General features: G+C 67.7%; 23 protein-coding genes and 1 pseudogene. 9 read left to right on the forward strand and 15 right to left on the reverse strand.

Annotated features, from left to right (window positions below):
- Positions 1-87: 87 nt before the first annotated feature.
- The 4 genes from ACZ7M3_RS44175 to ACZ7M3_RS44190 form a co-directional block, all read right to left on the reverse strand.
- Positions 88-747, reverse strand: coding sequence for a SurA N-terminal domain-containing protein (locus ACZ7M3_RS44175; RefSeq protein ID WP_472071390.1), 660 nt, complete (start codon positions 745-747; stop codon positions 88-90).
- A 282-nt stretch (positions 748-1,029) separates the two neighbouring features.
- Complete coding sequence (locus tag ACZ7M3_RS44180) at positions 1,030-1,671, reverse strand: hypothetical protein (protein WP_472071392.1); 642 nt, start codon at positions 1,669-1,671, stop codon at positions 1,030-1,032.
- An 84-nt stretch (positions 1,672-1,755) separates the two neighbouring features.
- Positions 1,756-2,073, reverse strand: a complete 318-nt coding sequence (locus ACZ7M3_RS44185; protein ID WP_351300940.1) for a hypothetical protein — start codon at positions 2,071-2,073, stop codon at positions 1,756-1,758.
- A gap of 66 nt (positions 2,074-2,139) precedes the next feature.
- A complete protein-coding gene (locus ACZ7M3_RS44190) occupies positions 2,140-2,967 on the reverse strand; it encodes a glycoside hydrolase domain-containing protein (protein WP_095854233.1) in 828 nt (275 codons plus the stop codon).
- 398 nt (positions 2,968-3,365) lie between these two features.
- Between ACZ7M3_RS44190 and ACZ7M3_RS44195 the strand changes: the two genes are divergently transcribed.
- Both ACZ7M3_RS44195 and ACZ7M3_RS44200 read left to right on the forward strand, forming a co-directional pair.
- A complete protein-coding gene (locus ACZ7M3_RS44195) occupies positions 3,366-4,082 on the forward strand; it encodes a hypothetical protein (RefSeq protein WP_472071394.1) in 717 nt (238 codons plus the stop codon).
- A gap of 106 nt (positions 4,083-4,188) precedes the next feature.
- Positions 4,189-4,563 (forward strand): hypothetical protein, encoded by a 375-nt coding sequence (locus ACZ7M3_RS44200; protein ID WP_452966254.1) that lies wholly within the window; start codon positions 4,189-4,191, stop codon positions 4,561-4,563.
- A 60-nt stretch (positions 4,564-4,623) separates the two neighbouring features.
- On the opposite strand, the gene ACZ7M3_RS44205 is transcribed toward ACZ7M3_RS44200, so the two are convergent.
- The gene (locus ACZ7M3_RS44205) at positions 4,624-6,357 is read right to left on the reverse strand and encodes a peptidase M16 family protein (protein ID WP_472071396.1); all 1,734 of its coding nucleotides are present in this window, start codon (positions 6,355-6,357) and stop codon (positions 4,624-4,626) included.
- A 33-nt stretch (positions 6,358-6,390) separates the two neighbouring features.
- Positions 6,391-7,344 carry a hypothetical protein gene (locus ACZ7M3_RS44210; RefSeq protein WP_472071398.1) on the reverse strand — a complete coding sequence of 318 codons (954 nt, stop codon included), beginning with the start codon at positions 7,342-7,344 and terminating at the stop codon, positions 6,391-6,393.
- Positions 7,345-7,593: 249 nt separating this feature from the next.
- On the opposite strand from ACZ7M3_RS44210, the gene ACZ7M3_RS44215 reads away from it, so the two are divergent.
- Entirely contained in the window at positions 7,594-8,037 is a 444-nt protein-coding gene (locus ACZ7M3_RS44215) for a hypothetical protein (protein ID WP_067376175.1), read from the forward strand.
- 112 nt (positions 8,038-8,149) lie between these two features.
- Complete coding sequence (locus ACZ7M3_RS44220; protein ID WP_472071400.1) at positions 8,150-9,019, forward strand: hypothetical protein; 870 nt, start codon at positions 8,150-8,152, stop codon at positions 9,017-9,019.
- A gap of 12 nt (positions 9,020-9,031) precedes the next feature.
- On the opposite strand, the gene ACZ7M3_RS44225 is transcribed toward ACZ7M3_RS44220, so the two are convergent.
- A complete protein-coding gene (locus tag ACZ7M3_RS44225; protein ID WP_472071402.1) occupies positions 9,032-9,541 on the reverse strand; it encodes a GNAT family N-acetyltransferase in 510 nt (169 codons plus the stop codon).
- Between the two features lie 108 nt (positions 9,542-9,649).
- On the opposite strand from ACZ7M3_RS44225, the gene ACZ7M3_RS44230 reads away from it, so the two are divergent.
- Positions 9,650-10,135, forward strand: coding sequence for a GNAT family N-acetyltransferase (locus tag ACZ7M3_RS44230; protein WP_472071404.1), 486 nt, complete (start codon positions 9,650-9,652; stop codon positions 10,133-10,135).
- A 137-nt stretch (positions 10,136-10,272) separates the two neighbouring features.
- On the opposite strand, the gene ACZ7M3_RS44235 is transcribed toward ACZ7M3_RS44230, so the two are convergent.
- Complete coding sequence (locus ACZ7M3_RS44235) at positions 10,273-10,740, reverse strand: hypothetical protein (RefSeq protein WP_472071406.1); 468 nt, start codon at positions 10,738-10,740, stop codon at positions 10,273-10,275.
- Positions 10,741-10,890: 150 nt separating this feature from the next.
- Here ACZ7M3_RS44235 and ACZ7M3_RS44240 point away from each other — a divergent pair, with 150 nt between their 5' ends.
- Positions 10,891-11,466, forward strand: coding sequence for an SUKH-4 family immunity protein (locus ACZ7M3_RS44240; protein ID WP_472071407.1), 576 nt, complete (start codon positions 10,891-10,893; stop codon positions 11,464-11,466).
- 96 nt (positions 11,467-11,562) lie between these two features.
- Here the strand turns inward: ACZ7M3_RS44240 and ACZ7M3_RS44245 are convergent, their stop codons facing one another.
- The 3 genes and pseudogenes from ACZ7M3_RS44245 to ACZ7M3_RS44255 form a co-directional block, all read right to left on the reverse strand.
- Positions 11,563-11,937 carry a hypothetical protein gene (locus ACZ7M3_RS44245; RefSeq protein WP_472071409.1) on the reverse strand — a complete coding sequence of 125 codons (375 nt, stop codon included), beginning with the start codon at positions 11,935-11,937 and terminating at the stop codon, positions 11,563-11,565.
- A gap of 52 nt (positions 11,938-11,989) precedes the next feature.
- A complete protein-coding gene (locus ACZ7M3_RS44250) occupies positions 11,990-12,478 on the reverse strand; it encodes an SMI1/KNR4 family protein (protein WP_472071411.1) in 489 nt (162 codons plus the stop codon).
- Between the two features lie 93 nt (positions 12,479-12,571).
- Positions 12,572-13,027, reverse strand: a pseudogene (locus tag ACZ7M3_RS44255) (transposase family protein); the annotation flags it as partial.
- 198 nt (positions 13,028-13,225) lie between these two features.
- Here ACZ7M3_RS44255 and ACZ7M3_RS44260 point away from each other — a divergent pair.
- Complete coding sequence (locus tag ACZ7M3_RS44260; RefSeq protein ID WP_472071413.1) at positions 13,226-13,645, forward strand: hypothetical protein; 420 nt, start codon at positions 13,226-13,228, stop codon at positions 13,643-13,645.
- Positions 13,646-13,858: 213 nt separating this feature from the next.
- On the opposite strand, the gene ACZ7M3_RS44265 is transcribed toward ACZ7M3_RS44260, so the two are convergent.
- Positions 13,859-14,341 carry an ATP-binding protein gene (locus ACZ7M3_RS44265; RefSeq protein WP_472071414.1) on the reverse strand — a complete coding sequence of 161 codons (483 nt, stop codon included), beginning with the start codon at positions 14,339-14,341 and terminating at the stop codon, positions 13,859-13,861.
- 252 nt (positions 14,342-14,593) lie between these two features.
- Here ACZ7M3_RS44265 and ACZ7M3_RS44270 point away from each other — a divergent pair, with 252 nt between their 5' ends.
- Positions 14,594-15,448, forward strand: a complete 855-nt coding sequence (locus ACZ7M3_RS44270; protein WP_472071415.1) for a helix-turn-helix domain-containing protein — start codon at positions 14,594-14,596, stop codon at positions 15,446-15,448.
- Positions 15,449-15,459: 11 nt separating this feature from the next.
- On the forward strand, positions 15,460-15,642 hold the full coding sequence (locus ACZ7M3_RS44275) for a DUF397 domain-containing protein (RefSeq protein WP_472071417.1): 183 nt from the start codon (positions 15,460-15,462) through the stop codon (positions 15,640-15,642).
- A 433-nt stretch (positions 15,643-16,075) separates the two neighbouring features.
- Here ACZ7M3_RS44275 and ACZ7M3_RS44280 read toward each other — a convergent pair whose 3' ends face one another.
- From ACZ7M3_RS44280 to ACZ7M3_RS44290, 3 genes are all read right to left on the reverse strand, one after another.
- Positions 16,076-16,741, reverse strand: coding sequence for a hypothetical protein (locus ACZ7M3_RS44280; RefSeq protein ID WP_472071419.1), 666 nt, complete (start codon positions 16,739-16,741; stop codon positions 16,076-16,078).
- A gap of 107 nt (positions 16,742-16,848) precedes the next feature.
- The gene (locus ACZ7M3_RS44285; protein WP_472071421.1) at positions 16,849-17,277 is read right to left on the reverse strand and encodes an Imm1 family immunity protein; all 429 of its coding nucleotides are present in this window, start codon (positions 17,275-17,277) and stop codon (positions 16,849-16,851) included.
- Complete coding sequence (locus ACZ7M3_RS44290) at positions 17,274-17,726, reverse strand: DddA-like double-stranded DNA deaminase toxin (protein ID WP_472071423.1); 453 nt, start codon at positions 17,724-17,726, stop codon at positions 17,274-17,276. The genes ACZ7M3_RS44285 and ACZ7M3_RS44290 overlap by 4 nt, the downstream gene beginning before the upstream one ends.
- Between the last annotated feature and the right edge of the window lie 477 nt (positions 17,727-18,203).

An 18,203-nucleotide genomic window follows, 5' to 3' on the forward strand; every position in this document is an offset into this window, starting at 1 on the left:
CAGCCTCGTCCCCAGGCCAGTACCCGGCGTTGCCCCATGACCTACGGGACCCTCACCGACCTACTGACCTACTGACCCGCCGACCTACTACGCCGTCTGCTGCGTCCCCGTCGACGTGACCTCCCGCAGCCAGGGCGTCTTCACATCGACGCGGCTGCTCTTCTGGACGTCCCAGGCGCCGTAGCGCGGGTTCAGATCGACGTTCAGCTTCTTGGACGCGTCGGACATGGCCTTCCAGAACATGGCCTTGCCGTCGGTGGTGTTCATGTCGGCACCGAGCGCGGCGGCGAGCTTCTGGGCCTCGATCTCGGTACGGAGGTTGTCGTCGAGACGCCGGGGCGCCACCCCGTACTGCTGCAGCCAGGCCGTCTCCAGTGCCTTCGCACCGCCCGCCTGGCCCTCCAGCGTCGCCCGCATCTGCTGGGTGTCCGCGCGGGTGACGCTGACGCCCGCGTCCTTGGCGGCCCGGTCGAGAACCTGGTCGAGGACCATGGTGTGCAGGGTGTCGCGGCTGAGGCTGCCGGTCTTGGCGACGACCTGCTCGTACTGGGCCTCGTCCTTGACGGCGGCCCGCTGTGCCGAGCGCACCTCGTTCACCCGGCTCTCCAACTGCGCGACCGTGATCCGCCGGCCACCGACGACGGCCGCGGCGCCTGCGTGCGCCTCGCCACCGCAGGCCGTGAGAAGGGGGGCCGCTGCGACGATCGCGGCGGAGAGGACGAACGCGGTGCGACGGCGGCGGTGCAAGGAAACCTCCCGAGGAGATTGTGCGACGGTGCACAAAGTCTTGCGGTGATCGATGGTAGGCAGTGACCCGGCTCTCGGCCAGCCATTCGACCAACGATTCGCGGAGACTTCAGACACCGGCGCGGCCGACGTGACGAGCGGGACGGCCACCGTCCGCTCGTACGACCGTTCACATGCGTTCGTACGACCGCTCAGATCAACTCGTGCGACCGATCAAGTCCGGTCGCACGACCGGCCATATCGGGGCGTACGGCCGATCGCGTCCGCTCGTACCGGCCCCGGCTAACCGCGCGTCTTGACCTCACGCTCGACGACCCCGGCGACCTCGGCGCGCAGTCCGTCGCCGACGCGCGTCACGGTGATGTTCTTGGCGCCCGTGGAGTCGGCCTCGGCGTCCCCCACCAGCACGAAGTCGACCTTCTGATACTGCGGGGCGGTCTGCGTGGCCGCCGTGACCTCGGGTTTTCCGGTCGCGACGACCACGTCGCAGGACCGCTGGAGCAGGCCGTTGAGGTAGGGCCGCGCGTTGGCCGCGGACTGTTCACCGGTCACCGGGACATAGCTCACGCGCGCGTGCGTCTTGAGGGACGCGTCCTGCATGCCCTGCCAGACCTCGGCCGCGGTGGTCCCGGCCGTGATCCCGTCCTTGCCGGTCAGCAGGCAGGCGTCGACGTCCTTGTAGTGGCGGGCCCGGGTGTCGGGCACCTGTCGCTTCGTGTCGGTGCGGGAGAGGAAGTAGCCGGTGACGGCGACCGCGACCGCGACGATCACGGCACCCGCCACCATCGCGACCCCTCTGCCGCCCAGTACACGCGGCCACTGGAGTACCGCCCGCACACCGGCGCCGAGCCTCGACTCCTGCGTGGCGTCGCGCGCCGCCTTCGCGCGCTGCGCCTGCGGCACCTGCCTGACCCGCTTGACCACGTGGTTCCCGTACTTCCGCTTCTTCGCTCTTCCGTGCTTCCGTGCTTTCGTGCGACCCGTGCGGCCGGTCCGGCCGGTGCGCCGCTAGTACCCGACGCGCCGGGGCCAGACCGTCCAGGCGTGCACCGCCGCGCCGACCATCGACACCAGGATCAGGAGCACGTCGTCCGCGAACTCGAGGCCGTGGGTGGTCTCGGGCGTGAGCGAGAGCTGCATGACCCACGCCACCAGCACCGCGCAGAACCCCCCGAAGACCGCCCAGTCCGCGCGGGTGCCCCGCCGCAGGGCGATCACGAGGGACGGAACAGGGCACAACAGCCCCAGGCTGACGACGGGAAGCGCCGCCAGCCCGGCACGGACGGCGGACGGTCCGACGACCGCCGGCAGCCTTTCGACCCTCATGCCCCGCTCCTCCTCCGGTTGTTCTCCGGTTGATGTTCTCCGGCGATCTCGGGATGCGTCCGAACGTCAGCCGGTGATGGCGACCGGCGCGTCCCAGGCGTCGCGGTCCACGGTGATCGTGTAACCGCCGATGGTCTCCTTGCTGTTGACCATGTACTGGTGGGCGCGGCTGTGGCCGGTGAACTGGGTGGAGCCCCACGGCCAGTCCGAGGTCGTCGTGTTGACCTTGTCCCACAGCGCGTACCAGAGGTTGCCCGGCAGGTCCGTCTTGTCGGTCGCGGTCGCGATGGCCTTGGCGCTGGAGCTGGTGAAGCCGTAGAACCCGGTCCGGTACGTCTTGGCGTGCAGCGCCTTGTCGAAGGCGCGTACGTACGTCAGCGTGGCCTTGTTGCACGCCGCGTTCGTGATGTCGTACGACTCCATGTCCAGGTAGATCGGGCTGCCCGCCTTCATGCCCAGCGCGGACGCCTTGGCCACCGCGTCCGCGGCGTCGGTGGCGCCGAGCGAGGCGGCGTTGGTGGCGGTGAGCTTCTCCGGGTTGGAGCCCGTCTGGCAGGACGGCTGGGCGCCGACGTACAGCGGGATGAGCTTCCAGCCCAGCGTGCTGACCGACTTCACCCAGGACGCGGTGAGGTTGGGCTGGCTGCAGCCGCGGTTCTTGCCGCCGATGTAGACGGCGGCGGCTCCGTAGAAGCCGGTGTGCCAGGCCTTCATCGCCGTCAGCGAGGGTGCGGCGCAGGTGTCGAAGGCTCGGCCCGTGAACGTCCGCTGGGCGGGCCAGGTGGTCGCCGCCATCGACGTCTGCGCCGCGATCCCGGCCCCGGCGACCACGGCCGCGCCTGCCGTCGCCCAAGCGATGTAACGGCCCTTCTTAGACATCCGATGGCTGGACATCCCCACCCCATTCATGACACGCGCACGTCACGGCGCGCGGAACGCGCAGGACATGCGGTCGTATAGATCGAATCAAGACACTTCAAGACACTTCAAGACAGTTGGGCCCCGTCGGCACCCATCCCGGCTCACCGACGAGAGAGGGTGACCGGCCCCCGGCGCGCGGGACGGATCGCACCGTAACCGACGCCACCCCCTTGATCGGGAAACCCCGCATCTCAATCGCCACAAGAATCCCTCAAGCCACGGCAAAACATGGGGAGTCCATGGAACCCCGGGCCCGTCGACTCCCTCTTTTACTGATCTTTGACACATGGATGCCTGTGCATGGTCTGTGCACCCTTAGAGTCCGCTCGGCTCAACAGCACCACTCCTCAAAGAAGGACTCAGACATCCCGATGCGTCACCCCTCTCGCACGGTCAAGGCCCTGCTCGCCGCAGCCGTGCTCCCGCTCGCCCTGGCGGCCTGCTCCTCCGGAACCGCCGTTCAGCCCTCGTCCGCCAAGACGAAGCAGGCCAAGGACCCCAACGCCGGTCTGCTGACCGGCGCGCAGCTCAAGAAGGCGCTGGCACCCGCGTCCTTCTTCGCCACCGGTTTCGCGGTCGACCCCAGCGGTGCGCGGGACTCCGGCTCCACGTACTCCGCCCCGAGCTCCTCCCCCGCGCCGAAGCCTGACTGCTCCCTGCTGGGCGGCACCAGCTGGATAGCGATCACCGGCGACTCGGGGGTGTCCTTCGCCCAGAACGACTACGTCAGCAAGAACACTTCCGAGGACATCGCCCAGGAGATCGACACCTACCGCGGCACGACCTCGACGACCGTGCTGACGGACCTGGAGAAGATCGCCACCACGTGCGCGACCTTCACCGACTCCGACACGCACACCAAGGTGAAGGTCACCGGCGCCACCACGCCCGGCCTGGGCGACACCGCGTACACCATCACCCTGACCAACAGTGCCTGGCAGAACGGCACGACTCTGATCGCCGTGCGCGCGGGCACCGACGTCGTCAGCATCATGTCCACGGACGGGCACGACAACGGCGCCGCCACGGCGAAGAAGCTGGCGACGCAGATCGTGACGTCCCTGAAGGGCGAACACCAGCGCGGGTGACCCGCCAGATGGGAACATGACGCCCCCCGAGACGTTTCTCGGGACCCGAGAAACCTCTCGGGGGGGCTCGTAGGGCGCTCGTGGGTGCTCGGGGGGTGTGAGGGACATGAGCGTGGACAAGCGCCTGGAAGCCGGCTGGGCCCAGCGGATCGCGTGGTCGGTTCTGGTGGTCGCGTCACTGGGCCTGCTGGTGTGGGTGCCGTTCCTGTACGCGGCGATCCGCCGCGGCAGGGGCTCGGACTGGGGCGCCTTCTCCGCGTTCCTGCTGTACGAGCTGGTGACGCTGCCGTGGGCGACCGTTCAGTCGGACGCGGGCGATCCCGTCCTCGGCGCGGTCGCCGTCGTCACTCTGGCGACGGCGGTGTGGCTGCTGCTGTTCGCGCTGTTCGACAAGCGCACGCCGAAGTACGCCACGGCGCACGCGGGGCGGACGCCCGGGCCCATGCCGGGCCCGGCGCCGGGCAACCCGTATCTGCGCTGAGGTCACGTCTGCGCCGAGGTCACCCGAGAACCCTCATCCACGCTCAAGGCACCCGGCGGTTCACCCCCGCCGGGTGCTTCGCACCACCCTGACGGCCGGCCAGGCGAGCAGCGCCCCGACGGCCCACAGGAAGACGGTGAGGGCGGCCCATTCCCCGGTACTGGTCTCCGGGTCCGAGACGCCGAAGACGGTGTACGAGAGGGCCAGGAGGGACCAGAGTCCCGCGAGGAGCCCGAAGATGACGAGCATCGCCGTCTGCCCGCCGGTACGCCGCGCCGACGCCTTCCGCTGAACCTGCTGAGCCGCACCGGATCCTCCGGCCTGCCCCGCCGAAGCGGCACCCCCCTGCCGCCGCTGCTGCTGTTGCCGCTGCCGGGGCGGCAGCTGCACCACCGCACTCGGAGGCACCGCCGCGTCGATGGTCGCCATGGTGTGCGCGTCGATCCCGTACTCCCCCGGCTCCACCTCCACGGACAGCCCGTCGGTGCCGATGAGCCGGCGCCCGCCGTCGGGCCAGCTGAGCAGGGCGGCGCACGCGCGATAGAGCACGGTGGCCGCCTCGCCCCCCGCCGTCAGGCTGACCCCCTCGCCCCCGACGACCATGGCCGGCCCGTCCTTGCGTACGGCCTCGAACCGCGTGCCCGTGACGGCGTACGACGACGTGGTCGGGGCCGCCGTGTACCCGGCCCAGTCGGCCCGGTGCCCCGAGGGGGCCTGCAGCAACGCCGTCCCGGCGGCCTCCAGCGCCACCGCGTGCACATGCTGCGGTGTCGTCGCCCACAGCTCGGCGCGCAGTTCGTCGAGCCCGCGCGGCGGACGATGGGCGAGCAGTTCCTCCGCCGCGCCCGGCAGCCGCCGTACGGCCGCGTCGGGCGCGGTCAGCGTGGCGTCGCTGCGCCCGCGTACGGCCTCCAGGTCGGCCTGCGCGATCCGGCCCACCTGGAGGCCCGCGAGCACGTCGACGAACCCGCCGAGGACCGCGTCCTGCTTGGCGGGCAGCGCGTCCGCGAAGGCGGTGACGGTCGCGAAACCGTCCCGGCGGGAGGTGTAGTCGCCGGCCGCCGTGTAGGAGTAGCCGCCCTCCTGGCGCAGGGAGCGGGAGAGTTCGCGTTCCAGGACGCCGGCGTAGAGCCGGGCGGCGGTGGTGTCGGTGACGACGGCGTCGAGCAGGACGCCGCCCTTGCCGTCGGAGAAGTAGGCGGGGGCGGTGGGGAGGGCGGAGGTGACGGCGGGCATCGGGCGCCGCTGACCGGCGGGCAGTTTGAGCGAGAGCCCGGCCGGCAGCCGCTCCCCCGCGATCCACAGCACGGCGTTGTCCCGGGTGAACCAGGTCCCGGCCCATTCCCGTACGTCGTCCGGCCGCACCCCCCGTACGCCCCACTCCGGATAGCTGACCAGCCCGTACCCCTGGGCCCCGTACCGCCACAACGGCAGTTGTCCGGGCTCCCGGCTCGCCTCCTCGGTGCGCAGGATCTCCTTCTCGGTCTCCAGCCGCTCCATGGGCAGATCGAGGAGGGAGGTGCACACGCCGTCGAGGTAGGCGACGATCTCGTGCTCGGCGCCCTCCACGTGGAAGTGCGTGAACGCGGCCTTGGTCGCGCCGTTGAAGTGGTAGTCGGCCAGGCTCTGGCGGTGCAGCGCCAGGTGCTCCACCAGGTGGGTGATCCCGGCCCCGGCGAGCGTCTCGTCGGCGACACCGACGCGGAAGACCAGTCCGGCACGCATGGGCCCGGTGGCGTACGCGAAGAGGGTGGGTATGCCGTCGACCTCGGTGTGATGGATGCCCTGGCTCATCGTCTGCCTCTGCCTGTCCTGTTCGGCATCCGCTCAGCCTCTTCCGAGGGCGGCGGAACGGTGTTTGACGTACGCGTCCGCGGGCTTGCCGAGGTAACTCCACGGGTAGTCGGAGGCCAGGTTGCCCAGGGCGCGGAAGTGCGCGGCGGCGCGTGCGGTGTCGCCGATCAGCGAGAAGAGCGCGGCGAAGACGCCCTGGATGGTGACCCACCCGTACGCGGGTCGGTAGTACGGGTGCAGGACGGACCGTTCGGCGGCCTCGACGAGTTCGGCGTGGACGTGGGGCCGGCGCAGATAGTCGGTCCGCTCACTCCCCGCGGAGGGAAGATCGAGCCAGCGCTCCAGGTGCGCCTCCGCCACCAGACCACCGCTGAGGGACCCTTCGGGCGAGTTGAGCAGGCACTCGCGGGCGAACCCGTGTGCCGCCTCCCAGCTCCCGCTCCACTTGGGACACAGTTGCTGGAGCAGCCGGGCCTGCCCGGTCAAGTGGTGCGGGTGGTACGCGGCCAGTCGGTCGTACCTCCGCCGCGCCTCGTTCTGCCCGAGCTGCAGTCCCATGGCCGTGGTCAGGCGCGCGGCCCAGGACGCGTCATGGGACGGGTCGAGGGCCGTCGCCCGGATGAGCAGCCGCTCGGCCTGCCGCAGGTGCTCGTGCAACTGCCGGAACTGCTCCCGGCTGACGTGCTCGGCGCGCGCGCTGCTCCGGATCTCCCAGCCGATCTCGATCTCGCGGGTCCCGAGCGTGGTGAGGGCCAGTACGTCGTCGGGGGCGGCGGCGACGAGTTCCCGCAGGAAGTGCTCGACGCCGGGCACCTCGGCGACGACCCGGACGAGGAACGCCCGGTCGGTGCCCTGCGGCAGTCCGTCGGCGTACCTCCTGATTCCCGCCCAGTCCCGCGCGGCGGTGGCCTGCCGCAGCCAGCCGACTTCGGGGAAGGCGGAGGCGAGTTCGAAGTCGGGGGGTGGGAGGGACGCGTCGGTCGACATGGAGCGGATGGTAAGTGGCGGGTTGGAGCCGGTTTTCGCCCAGGTGTGGGGAGGTTGTGGGAACACAAGGCCCAAACGGTGCATACGGGCACTGACTTGACCCTTCGATGACTGATCTTGACCGGGCCATGACTCGAACTTGAGTTCGCCTTGTGGGAGGCGGCCTCTCGCCTTGCCTCTGGCTTGGAACAATCCATGCCACCGCTGTCACCGTCACGGTGAAGACCGCCGCCACCAGGAGCCCCGCCCATGGCACTCAACGCCCGTCGCGCCAGACAACTGCTCGAAGTCTCGGCCCCCTTGCTGCTCCAGGGCGAGCAGGTCGAGCTCACGAGCCTGGCCGGCATCGGAACGGTCTCGGTGCGCAAGCAGGCCCTCACCGCGGCGGTGGTCGGCGTACTCAGCGCGGGAACGGTGATGGCGACGGTCACCCCGCGCCCGATGTACCTCGTCCTGACGAACCAGCGGATCCTGTTCTTCGACGGCAACCGCGGCGGCAAGCCGGGCAAGTTGCTGATGAACCTCCCGCGCCCGTACGTCACCGCGAGCGCGCCCAAGAAGACCTTCCTGGGCCTCAAGGTGGTCACCCACCTGACCGTCGAGGGCCAGGAGGGCGCCCTCAAGGTCGACTTCCCGGTCCAGACCCGCGCCGACGGCCACCGATTCGCGACGGCTCTGCCGGTGACGCGCTGACGCGCCTCACCATCGTCGGCTCGCGACATAGACCTGCGGCATAGTCACTCGAACGGCTGAACCGATCCCAAGCCGCCCGACGGAAAGCATCCACGTCACTACATTCCGTCACATGGTCAGCTCAGCGCATGAGGCGATGCACCAGATCTTCAGGGAGGACCCGGACCTGTTCGCCCGGGCCCTCCCGAAAGCGGGCATCGCCTTACCCGAACCCACCACGATCCAGCTCCTGGACACCGATCTCACCGAGATCAAACCCATGGCGCGCCGCGTGGACACCCTGATGCGCGTCGACACGGCGGACAGCGGAAGCTACCTACTCGCCGTGGAGGCGCAAGGCAGACCGGACCCGGACAAGCTCAACAGCTGGACGTACTACCTGGCGTATCTCTACGCCGAATACAAGCTGCCGCCGCTCCTACTCGTCGTCTGCCAGGACAAGCCCACGGCGTCCTGGGCCGCGCAGCCCATCCGCATCGGCCTGCCCGCCCACACCAGCATCGCGGTCTTCCCACTGGTCCTGGGCCCCGAGAACCTCCCCACGATCATCGACCCGGACGAGGCGGCCGAAGACCTGGCCCTAGCCGTCTTCTCCGCGCTCGCTCACGCCAACGACCCCGCCCTCCCTGCGATACTGGAGGCGCTGGCGACGGCGCTCGCCACCATCGGAGGCGAGACCGCGCAGGACTGGGCGGAATACACCGAGGTCGGCCTGGGCGACACCCAGAGCCGCGCATTCTGGAGGCACCTGATGACCCTGCGCCCCAGCCGCTTCCCCGGCAGCGGCACCCTCATCGAGGAAACCCGGATCAAGGGCCGCGCCGAGGACATCCTCCGCATCCTCGATCTCCGCGCCATCGACATCCCCGAGGACGCCCGCGAACGCGTCAACGCCTGCACCGACCTGGAACTGCTGGGCACCTGGTTCGACCGGGCCCTCACGGCCACCAGCGCGGAAGAACTGTTCGCCGCAGAGGCGTAAGGAACCCGGAGGTCACAGACGCCGGCGCATGCAGACCCGCGGCCACCGCTCCAGACCGTGGGCGGCCTCGCGTCGGCGGATGTCCTGGAGCCCGGGACCGAGCGCACTGTCATCCAGGAACTGGAACCCACAACGCACGTAGTAGGGCGCGTTCCAGGGGACGTCGGCGAAGGTGGTGAGGGTCAGAGCGGGTATCCCCTCAGCCCCGGCCCGGTGGCCGACATGGTCCAGCAGCGACCGTCCGATGCCGCGCCGCGCGCTGTCCGGGTGCACCGACACCTGCTCGATGTGCAGGTTGTCGTCGACGTGTTCCGCGATGAGGTACGCCACCGGTCTGTCGACCTCGTCGACCGCGACCCAGGCCAGGCCGACCTGCTGATAGTGGGCGAGGTCGGCAAGCGGAAGGGGCTCGTCGTCGGCGATCTCCGGCATGCCGATGTCGGCGAAACACCGCCCGGCGGCGCGCTCGATGTCCTGAAGGAGGGGCAGTTCGTCGATGCGGACTGCTCGGATGCGGCGCATGGACGCATTGTCGCCGAGGGAACCGGTCGAGACGCTTTCCTCGCGGCCCTTCCCCTCACCCATGGACGCAGTCAGCCATGTCAGTACCCGCCGTCAGTGTCACAACCCATGAGTGATGAACGGCATGAGGTGATCGTCCGCAGGGCCGAACAAGCCGACATCGAGGGGCTTGTCGCGTGCAGCAGCGCACTTTTCGCGGAGGACGCCGGTACCCGCGACCCGCACGTCGACATCAACTGGCCACGCGAGCACGGACCACAACGTTTCGCGTCCGGCCTGACCGACCCGAACCGACTCCTCCTTGTCGCCGATCGCGACGACGGCGAGGTGGTCGGCTATCTCACGGGCACGCTGCTGGAACCGTCCGCGATGAGACCGGTGAAGGTGGCGACACTGGTGAGCATGTATGTGCGCCCCGCATACCGGCGCGACCGCATCGGCGGACGCCTGGTGGACGAATTCCGGTCCTGGGCAAAGGAATCGGGCGCCGGATCGATACAGGTGACGGCCTATGCGAGCAACGCCGAGGCCATCCGCTTCTACGAGCGCAACGGCTTCGCGTCCCAGTCGGTGACCCTGGAATCGACTCCGTAGCCGTCTGCGTCGGGTGCCTGCCGGGCAGGGATGGTCGTTCGGCACGGCCGCCCATCACTGGCACCGCCCGCCGAGCCCGCCTCACTTCGGGACCTCGGGCAGCGACACAGATTCACTGAGGCGGGGTGACGAATGGGTCAGATACGGGCCCTGATCTGCCGTACGGGGTGCCTGAGAGCGTCCTCGAATACGGTCAGTTCTTCGTCACTGAACCAGAGGCGTTCGGGATTCCAGACGGCGATCTCGAAGCGGGCGAAGCCGCACGGCCAGTCGTAGTCCAGCGCGTCCAGCGAGGTCGCGGCGCCACAGCAGGGGACCTCGATCGCGAGGGTCTCGAAGCCATCCTCACCGTGGGCTTCGAGAAGGTCACCCCACCACTGGGTGTCGATCGACGCGTCGCACCGCGGACACCCGATCCTCAACAGATTCTGGCCGCAGTCGACAACGGCGGGCGTGTCGTACCAATCGACGTCGGTCTCGACGTCCACTCCCTCGGGCAGCCCGGGAGCCAGCTCCGCCACGAGCGCGGCGGTACGGTCGGCCGCCGCCCGTTCGGGCTGCCAGTACGGGTCGGTCGGAATGACCGAGAGGACGTCGTCGCTCATGGAATCACTCGATTCTCGGACAGCGGGGCATCCGGGCAACACGAGCCTACCGAACGTACGTTCGACTACCCCGGACTGCCCCGCACCGGCCGCTCCAGACGTGCCCCGCACAGCCGAACCCGATGTCAGTCCCCGTCGATAAAGTCCCCGGTGATCGCTTTCGTCCACGGGAGGGCCCTCGCCATGCCGACCTACGCCGACCTCGTCGATTGGGCGGGCGCCGAGAACGTCGTAAGGGCCGACCCCATCACCGTAGCGGGCTGGAAGATCCCCGAGGAGCACAAAGCCCTGCTGGTGAACACCAGCGTCCCCCTGACGGAGAACCTCATCGAGGACGTGGCCTTCCAGCCGGAAGCGGAACCCGCGCTCCTGACGCGTGACGGCAGGCGGCTGTACCAACTGACCAAGAACCATCACGGGGACCTGGTCCCGGGCCTGCTCTGGGCGTTCGGCGTGGAGCCCGTCACCGGCACCGTCCACTACGTCCTGCCCGACGGCGAAACCTGGTTCGCCAACTCCTCCATCGACCTGTGGCTCCAGTGCCTCCACCATTACGGCCGGCACCTGAGTCAATCCGAGGTTCTCAACGACGACGCCGAACGGGAAGAACAGGCAATGGCCGAACTCGGCAGACTGGCGGCCGAGATGAAGGAGATCGACCCGTCCGCCTTCGACGGATACCTCGGCTTCATCTGGGCGGAGTTCCTCGACCGGTGGCTCTGGTAGGCATACCCACGCTCACTCCCTCGACCATCCCCCGTCATCCGTCTACTGCAGCAATCAGTCCGGCCACCGGGCGGACGACGACGGACACGGCGATGCTCACTGTTCGACCCACGTGTACCGAGCCCACACCACTTCCCGGTCCTCAGCCTCCAGAAGGACCCGGACGCCCATCGGCCGGGGCAGGAGACCGCCCCTTGGCCAGGTGATCTCCCCACCGCCGACCAGAATCACGGTCTCGTCGGAGTGGTCGGAGATCTGCAAGTTGTAGAACGTCCGGCCCCTGAGCATCGTGACGGTGGAGAACTCCGGCTCCACGGTCGCGATGACACAGTCGTCCTCCGTGTCGGCCAAGGTCAGGCCGATGGACGCACTCTCCGGAATCGACTTGTACACCTCCTGGAGGGCTGACAGGTCAATCTTCGAGTGCTGGTGCGAGGGGTTCCACACCTCGACGGTCACGACATCGGCCATTCAGTCGCCTCCCAGAAGCCGAGCGAACGTCAACCCGCTCACGCGGCACCCATCAAGCACGTACCGCTTCGATGAGATCGTTCCGCAACCGGTCCAGGAACGTCCACAGATCCTCGGCAACGACGGCCCAGCCCACGTCACCGACCTCGTAGACGGAACCGGCGAGCGAGCCGAGGGACAAGCGATATACACGACCGCTCGTCGCGCTCACCGCGAACATCGCGCCCCCTCCGTCCGACGCGAAGACAACGACCGAATCCTGCAGCGATCCTTCCAACTTGGTAGGACGGTAGCCAGCGGTGATCCCTTCGGCCACCGAAGCCGCGTCCTCGATCCAGATCCCGTTCCCGAGGTCTGGAAGCGCCACCGCGCCGAGTTCGGCGTAGAAGGCAAGGAGGTCGCCCTCCACCCCGATCTCCGCCAAGCCTCTGCCTGCTTCGGCCGCGCCCTCGGGTGAGACCAGTGCCACCGCGTGCTCACCGGGACTGAAGCCATGAACGCGCTCGAAGCCGGACTCGAAGACCTCCGCCAGCTTCTGCATCTGCCGACCCCAGCCACCCCAGTCCGACCTGGGCTCCCCACCCACCACCGGGACCTTCACAGAGGCCTCCTTGTCACCGTTCACTGCGCCATTTCAGCGTTGCCTCTCCAGGGTGAGGATCGCTCGGGCGATTGACGTCATTCTGTTGGGCCGATGCGTGATCTGTGAAGAATCCGCCAGGACTTGAGCCGAGCCATGCCGCGTTCGACGAGCGCCTGCGCATGGGTGAGCACGCGTTTGACCGTGCGCTGGGTCGAAGTGAGTTCACCGCCAGGCGGCCTTTTGAGACCGGTGGTCACCCTGGGGCTGACACCCTGGCAGACACGGCCGGCCAGGACGGGGAATCCCCCGTCGTTCGCAGATCCGGATGAGCCGGTGAGTGCGGCTCGCGGTCAGGTCGTACACACGGCCGAGCAGGGGCGACACGATCCACAGTCTGGCCGGGTTGGTGACGACCTGCACGTTGACGCCGTGGCGGCGGTGTTTGGCAGAGTGGTCGACGCGGCGGTCGCCGACGCGGTCGCACTCGGACAGGGTCCCGTCGAGCAGCGCTTAGTCCGGGTCGCCCTCTAAGAACTCCTATCAGAATGCCGGTTCGAAAAAGCCCTTCACCCACGCAATGCCGCCGATCCGGGTGGAGTCGACCCGGGCACCCTCTGCCCGTAGTGCCTGTGAGACTGCTTGAGCACCACCCCATGGAACGATCGGGGTGTGGCCTGTGACGTGTGTGGACACGAAGTGCGACGGATGCCGGTATCGGAACCGCTGACGGAATGGGACCTGCGGGTGAAGGAGCGGTGGTTCTGTCCCTGGTGCTACGCATGGACCGAGCTGGGACACCAGCTGCAGGAGGTCTCCCGGCCGCAGTACCAGCCCGTGGAACTGCGCTGGGAGCGGGCGCAATCACCGGATCTGCCCGGGGACGTGTCCCACGCCTACGACGAGGCCCATGTCCACGAGGACTTCGGCATGACCTTGTGCGGCATAGGGAGCGACGGCCTGGCCCCCTCTCCATACGGCATGTGGACGCCCGAAGGACAGGATGTCTGCCAATCCTGCAAGGAGGCTGCGGCCGCCATCGACCAGCGCTGGCCGCTAGAGATGCGCGGCGCCGGGAAACGGATTCATCCGAGGCCTCCCGCCGATTCGGACTGGCCCCCCTTCTAGGACAACCGCCGCGATGACGTGAGCCGCCTCCGTGAGGCCGCCACCCGCAGCTGAGAGTCTGCTGTCCTCAACCCTGCCCGAAGGGCCAAGCGGCGCGGACGCACCACGGCATCGGTCATGGCCGGAGCGTACTCGGGACCACATGAGCATGCCGCCCGCCCTCTCCCCGACGGACCACGACCCCCTTCGCTGCCTGGACCGGACGCGGCCCGATCACGCGACAGCCGCCCCGCAGTCGGCAGCGGGCCGACCGAGCTCGCACCACAACAGCTTTCCGCCCCGCCCGAAGAGGTCGTCGCCGAGCGGGTATCCACCCCACGCATCCGCGTAATGGCATACGAGGAACAGTCCACGTCCGCCGTCCGCCTCGGCGGGGACGGGGTGGAGCGAACCGGAATCCTTGTCGAAGGGAGGCGGGAAGTGGGGGTCGGCGTCCCAGACGCTGACGCGGAGGCGGGCGCTTCCCAGGGCCCGGAGGTGGAGGGTGGCGGGGCCGTTGGAGTGCCGGTAGGCGTTCGTGACAAGTTCCGAGGTCAGCAGCTCGGCGGTGTCCGCGAATTGGGACATGCCGTGTCCGGCGAGTACGGCTCTGAGGGTGACGCGGGCGATCCGCGGGGCGAGCGGATCGTGCGGCAACTGAAGGGCGTACGCCCAAGATGCGGACGCATCGGACTTCTGCGGGGATACGGTGACCATGAACGCCTCCTGCGGTGGGGGAACTTGGGTTCGCTCGATGGGTCCGGCCGGACGGTGGCATGTCGCGTGGGTACGTAGGTGCCCTGGGCAGCGCGGTGCGCTTCCGGCTTACCGGCGGGACCAGTTGGGCGGCTTGAGACTCACCGTAGACTGATTCATGGAATGCATTCCATGAATCAAAGGGACTGCAGCCCATATTGCCTTCGTGTGGGTGACCCACGCGCCATACGTACGAACGGGAAGTCGCCGCTCATGCCGCAGCCGAGCCCTCTGCCCACCGCCCGCCGTCGGCGGCTGGGTGTCGAACTGCGGAGGCTGCGCGAGCGCGCGGACCTGTCCGCCACGCAGGCCGCCACACTGCTGGGCGCCACGCAGTCCCGCGTGAGCAACATCGAGGCCGGCCGCTACGGGGTCAGCGCCGAACGCGTACGCACCCTGGCCCGCCACTACGACTGCACCGACGAACCACTCATCGACGCCCTGGCAGCGATGACCGGCGAGCGTCGGCGCGGCTGGTGGGAGGAGTACCGCGAGATCCTCTCACCGCGGATGCTGGACCTCACCGAGGTCGAGCATCACTCCACCGCGCTCCGCGTGGCCCACGTCATCAACATCCCCGGCCTGCTGCAGACCACGGACCACGCCCGCGCCCTGTTCGGCCACACCGTGCCCGCCCTGAAACTCCACGAGATCGAGCACCGTGTCTCGCACCGCATCAAGCGTCAGGCGATCCTGCACCGCGAGCAGCCCCCGCTGTACACCGCGGTCATCCACGAAGCCGCCCTTCGCATGCGCTTCGGCGACCGCATCACGATCAGGGCCCAGCTCCACCACCTCAACGAGATGAGCGAACTGGACCACATCACCCTCGCCGTCGTCCCTTTCGACAACGGCCCGTTCCACACCTCCGGCCAGGGCGTCGACTACCTCCACGGCCCGGTCCACCAACTCGACACCGTCCAGCTGGACACCGACCACGGCGCCGAACTCATCGACTCCCCCGCCCAACTGGAGCGCTACCACCTGGTCCTGGACCGCATGCAGCAAGCCGCACTTCCTCCGGCCAAGTCCCGCGACTTCATCGCCCAACTCGCCCAAGACCTCTGAAGGAGCCCTCCATGCCCGAACTGCACTGGCAGAAGTCCACCTACAGCCAGGAGGCCTCCGCCTGCGTGTACGTGACGGCCACCTCCGACGGAACGATCCTCCTCCGAGAAAGCGACGAACCAGATACCATCCTCACCACCGGCCCACGCCAACTCGCCACCCTGATAGCCGCCCTGCGGCCAAGATGCCTCTAGCGCCTCGGCCGATACGGTCCACCACCTCGGCGTGGAGGCCGCGTTCGACTCCGACGGCGAGATAGCGGGTGCGGGCGACGGCATGGGACGCTGCCATCTCGACCTGGAGATCGGGGCCGACCTGGCCCCCCGGCCCGGCGGCGGAACGACTCCGGGCCGTGTTGACCGATCTCGGTATCGAGGGGTGCGCGACCGTCCGCGTCAGCGACTGATCACGCGGCCTCCGCCAGGAACCCCAAGAACTGCTCAGCCAGGCAGGCATCTGACGAATCCGCGGCCACGACCCCCGCCACACCTGCGCCACCCCGCTCCTGGAACAGGGCGTCCAACTCATCACCATCAAGGCGAACCCAACAGTGGCGCCCCAGCGTCCGCTGGCGTCGCCGTCAAACGCTACTGAGGCCCCACTCACTGTCTACATCGCCCCGAAGTGCTAAACCGTCGGAACCCTCACGAGTTTATGAAGGGAGATCTGCTGCTCAACGACATCCGACAGCACAGAAGGATCGGCGATTCGTTCTTCCAAGCCGGTGAGCCAGATGTTGCTTCCCTTCCAGTCCAGTGGTAGCCGGGACTTGGGCCACACGTCCACCATCTGACGCGCCAATCGAAGCCCGGACTCGACCAGCGACGGTTCTCCGGCCACGGCGGCAATGAGTACTCCGTCTTCGAGTTCCCGCACCGCTGGCGGGAGGCCTCTCCCTTGCCGCACGCTCACGTGTTCATACAGCGCATCGACGACACTTGAAATCGTCGGCGACTCCTCCAACGACAACCTGCTCTGCGCGACAAGCCGCCGAGCAGTTGATTGATATTCGCTGGAGTGGCGTGCAAACGAAACGCTCTCTTGCATTCCGGAGGGAGTGACCATTCGCTGACCAAGCGTCAACGAAATGACCGGGAATTCCCGCACCAGCGCATGGATATGTGCAGTGGGAAAGTATCCGTCCCCTGCCGTTGTGCGATCCAGAGTCACACCCTGAACTACTGGACCGATACATCGAAGCAATCGCAAGGGTCGCCATTCCGAAAAACCTGGGAGGGCCGCACCCCAATCAGAGGTGACACGCTTGGCGTTTGCCGTGTCAGGCTTACTCACGGATTCACCTCGATTACCTCTCCCGGGCGATAAATGACGGCCCGTTCTCCTGAGAGTGCCAAGCCGACGGAGCGCAACAGCGTCTCCGCCGTATTTCTATCCGGCACTCAGAACTCTTCCTCTTGCCATTCGATGCACGTCGGAATCTCGCCGCCATTGCCGAGAAATTCCTTTACTGCCTGACGGACACGTTCGACAGGGATTTCGGAGCCAGGCATGAACTCCCTCACGTGACCAAGCAGCATGTATTCGACTATGCCGCGATCCACCGAGCCCTTCGATGCAAAATTTTCATCTTCAGCGAAGGTCAGCGCCCCCATCTGGGTGACCCTGTCGAGTCCGACCGCCAGCTCATGATCCGGGTATCCCGATGCCAGCGAGGGGCGGTCAAGAGAATAGACGACGGCACAGTTCTGCTCATGCTTCCCGTTCAGCAGGGAATCGATGAATGAATCCACTTCATCCGCGCTGCCGATAGCATAGTGAGTTCTACCGTGCTCGGACTCAAATTGCACCCGGAGTCCGCTGGTCGTCATCCAACACCTCCAAACAGTAGGTTTGTCATCTGGCCCGTATTCTTGTCGCGCCAGTGCACCCTCAGCGTCTTGCTGCCCAGTAGATCGCTCAAGTTACCCAAGCAGGAAGGAGCATCCTCCTTGAAGCACGGACCACTTTCGTTGTTGATCACGACCTCGGCGTGATCAATCCCGCCCTCGTGCATCATGTGGACCACCTTCGTTTCGACGTGGTCGGCGTCCCCCCAAACGTTGCCCCGAAAGAGGCCCCGATCCTTGAGCCGCTTGGCAAGAGAACGCTTCGCCGCCTTGGTGAGGGGATCGCTACCTTCGCCGCTTGTGAGGTCCTCATCGCTGATCGAACTACGCCCCATCGTCGGCCCCTCGTCATTTGGCCGAGACGGCAGCTTCGCCAGTTCACACTCGGCATTGAAGTTGTGAACCAGGACCGGCGTGTCGCCTGCCTCCACATAGTACGTGTGGAAGGCGGGCCTTTCCTGCCTGGGATTTCGCAGGTGAGGGACGAATCAACGGTGCGTCGGCGTCCGCCGATGTGTGCTGGAGTGCGTCCCGGTTGCCGTCACCGTTGCCGTCAACGACCTTGTTTGTTCTGCGGGTTGCCGACCGGCCTGCCGGCATACGACAGGCCGGAGCGGGTGGGTCCCTCCTCGGTCGGGCAGCTTCGCCGGACCAGGGTTCTCCAGGGGCCGCCAAGGCTCACACCGTGACGCTTGCGCTCGGCCTTGGCGGCCCCTGGAGGTTCCTGGTACGCCTCCGGTGTCCGGCCGAGGAGGGACCCACCCCGCAACCCACCACCCCACGCCACGGCATACCCGCAGCCGACCTCCCCTCGGGACTGTCCTAAAGATTGTGTATGCCCTGGTGTGACCCAGATGGCATGAGGTGCGGCCTCTGCCGGGAAGGATCACCGATGGGGATCAAGGGCG

Source organism: Streptomyces sp. NPDC111656 (genome assembly GCF_055656965.1).

What these genes read in the sequence shown, in the direction of transcription:
- ACZ7M3_RS44185 (WP_351300940.1), bottom strand. Translation starts at nt 2,073, where the DNA reads ATGAGGGTCGAAAGGCTGCCGGCGGTCGTCGGACCGTCCGCCGTCCGT.
- ACZ7M3_RS44190 (WP_095854233.1), bottom strand. Translation starts at nt 2,967, where the DNA reads ATGTCCAGCCATCGGATGTCTAAGAAGGGCCGTTACATCGCTTGGGCG.
- ACZ7M3_RS44195 (WP_472071394.1), top strand. Translation starts at nt 3,366, where the DNA reads ATGCGTCACCCCTCTCGCACGGTCAAGGCCCTGCTCGCCGCAGCCGTG.
- ACZ7M3_RS44200 (WP_452966254.1), top strand. Translation starts at nt 4,189, where the DNA reads ATGAGCGTGGACAAGCGCCTGGAAGCCGGCTGGGCCCAGCGGATCGCG.
- ACZ7M3_RS44205 (WP_472071396.1), bottom strand. Translation starts at nt 6,357, where the DNA reads ATGAGCCAGGGCATCCATCACACCGAGGTCGACGGCATACCCACCCTC.
- ACZ7M3_RS44210 (WP_472071398.1), bottom strand. Translation starts at nt 7,344, where the DNA reads ATGTCGACCGACGCGTCCCTCCCACCCCCCGACTTCGAACTCGCCTCC.
- ACZ7M3_RS44215 (WP_067376175.1), top strand. Translation starts at nt 7,594, where the DNA reads ATGGCACTCAACGCCCGTCGCGCCAGACAACTGCTCGAAGTCTCGGCC.
- ACZ7M3_RS44220 (WP_472071400.1), top strand. Translation starts at nt 8,150, where the DNA reads ATGGTCAGCTCAGCGCATGAGGCGATGCACCAGATCTTCAGGGAGGAC.
- ACZ7M3_RS44225 (WP_472071402.1), bottom strand. Translation starts at nt 9,541, where the DNA reads ATGCGCCGCATCCGAGCAGTCCGCATCGACGAACTGCCCCTCCTTCAG.
- ACZ7M3_RS44230 (WP_472071404.1), top strand. Translation starts at nt 9,650, where the DNA reads ATGAGTGATGAACGGCATGAGGTGATCGTCCGCAGGGCCGAACAAGCC.
- ACZ7M3_RS44235 (WP_472071406.1), bottom strand. Translation starts at nt 10,740, where the DNA reads ATGAGCGACGACGTCCTCTCGGTCATTCCGACCGACCCGTACTGGCAG.
- ACZ7M3_RS44245 (WP_472071409.1), bottom strand. Translation starts at nt 11,937, where the DNA reads ATGGCCGATGTCGTGACCGTCGAGGTGTGGAACCCCTCGCACCAGCAC.
- ACZ7M3_RS44250 (WP_472071411.1), bottom strand. Translation starts at nt 12,478, where the DNA reads ATGCAGAAGCTGGCGGAGGTCTTCGAGTCCGGCTTCGAGCGCGTTCAT.
- ACZ7M3_RS44260 (WP_472071413.1), top strand. Translation starts at nt 13,226, where the DNA reads ATGCCGGTATCGGAACCGCTGACGGAATGGGACCTGCGGGTGAAGGAG.
- ACZ7M3_RS44265 (WP_472071414.1), bottom strand. Translation starts at nt 14,341, where the DNA reads ATGGTCACCGTATCCCCGCAGAAGTCCGATGCGTCCGCATCTTGGGCG.
- ACZ7M3_RS44270 (WP_472071415.1), top strand. Translation starts at nt 14,594, where the DNA reads ATGCCGCAGCCGAGCCCTCTGCCCACCGCCCGCCGTCGGCGGCTGGGT.
- ACZ7M3_RS44275 (WP_472071417.1), top strand. Translation starts at nt 15,460, where the DNA reads ATGCCCGAACTGCACTGGCAGAAGTCCACCTACAGCCAGGAGGCCTCC.
- ACZ7M3_RS44285 (WP_472071421.1), bottom strand. Translation starts at nt 17,277, where the DNA reads ATGACGACCAGCGGACTCCGGGTGCAATTTGAGTCCGAGCACGGTAGA.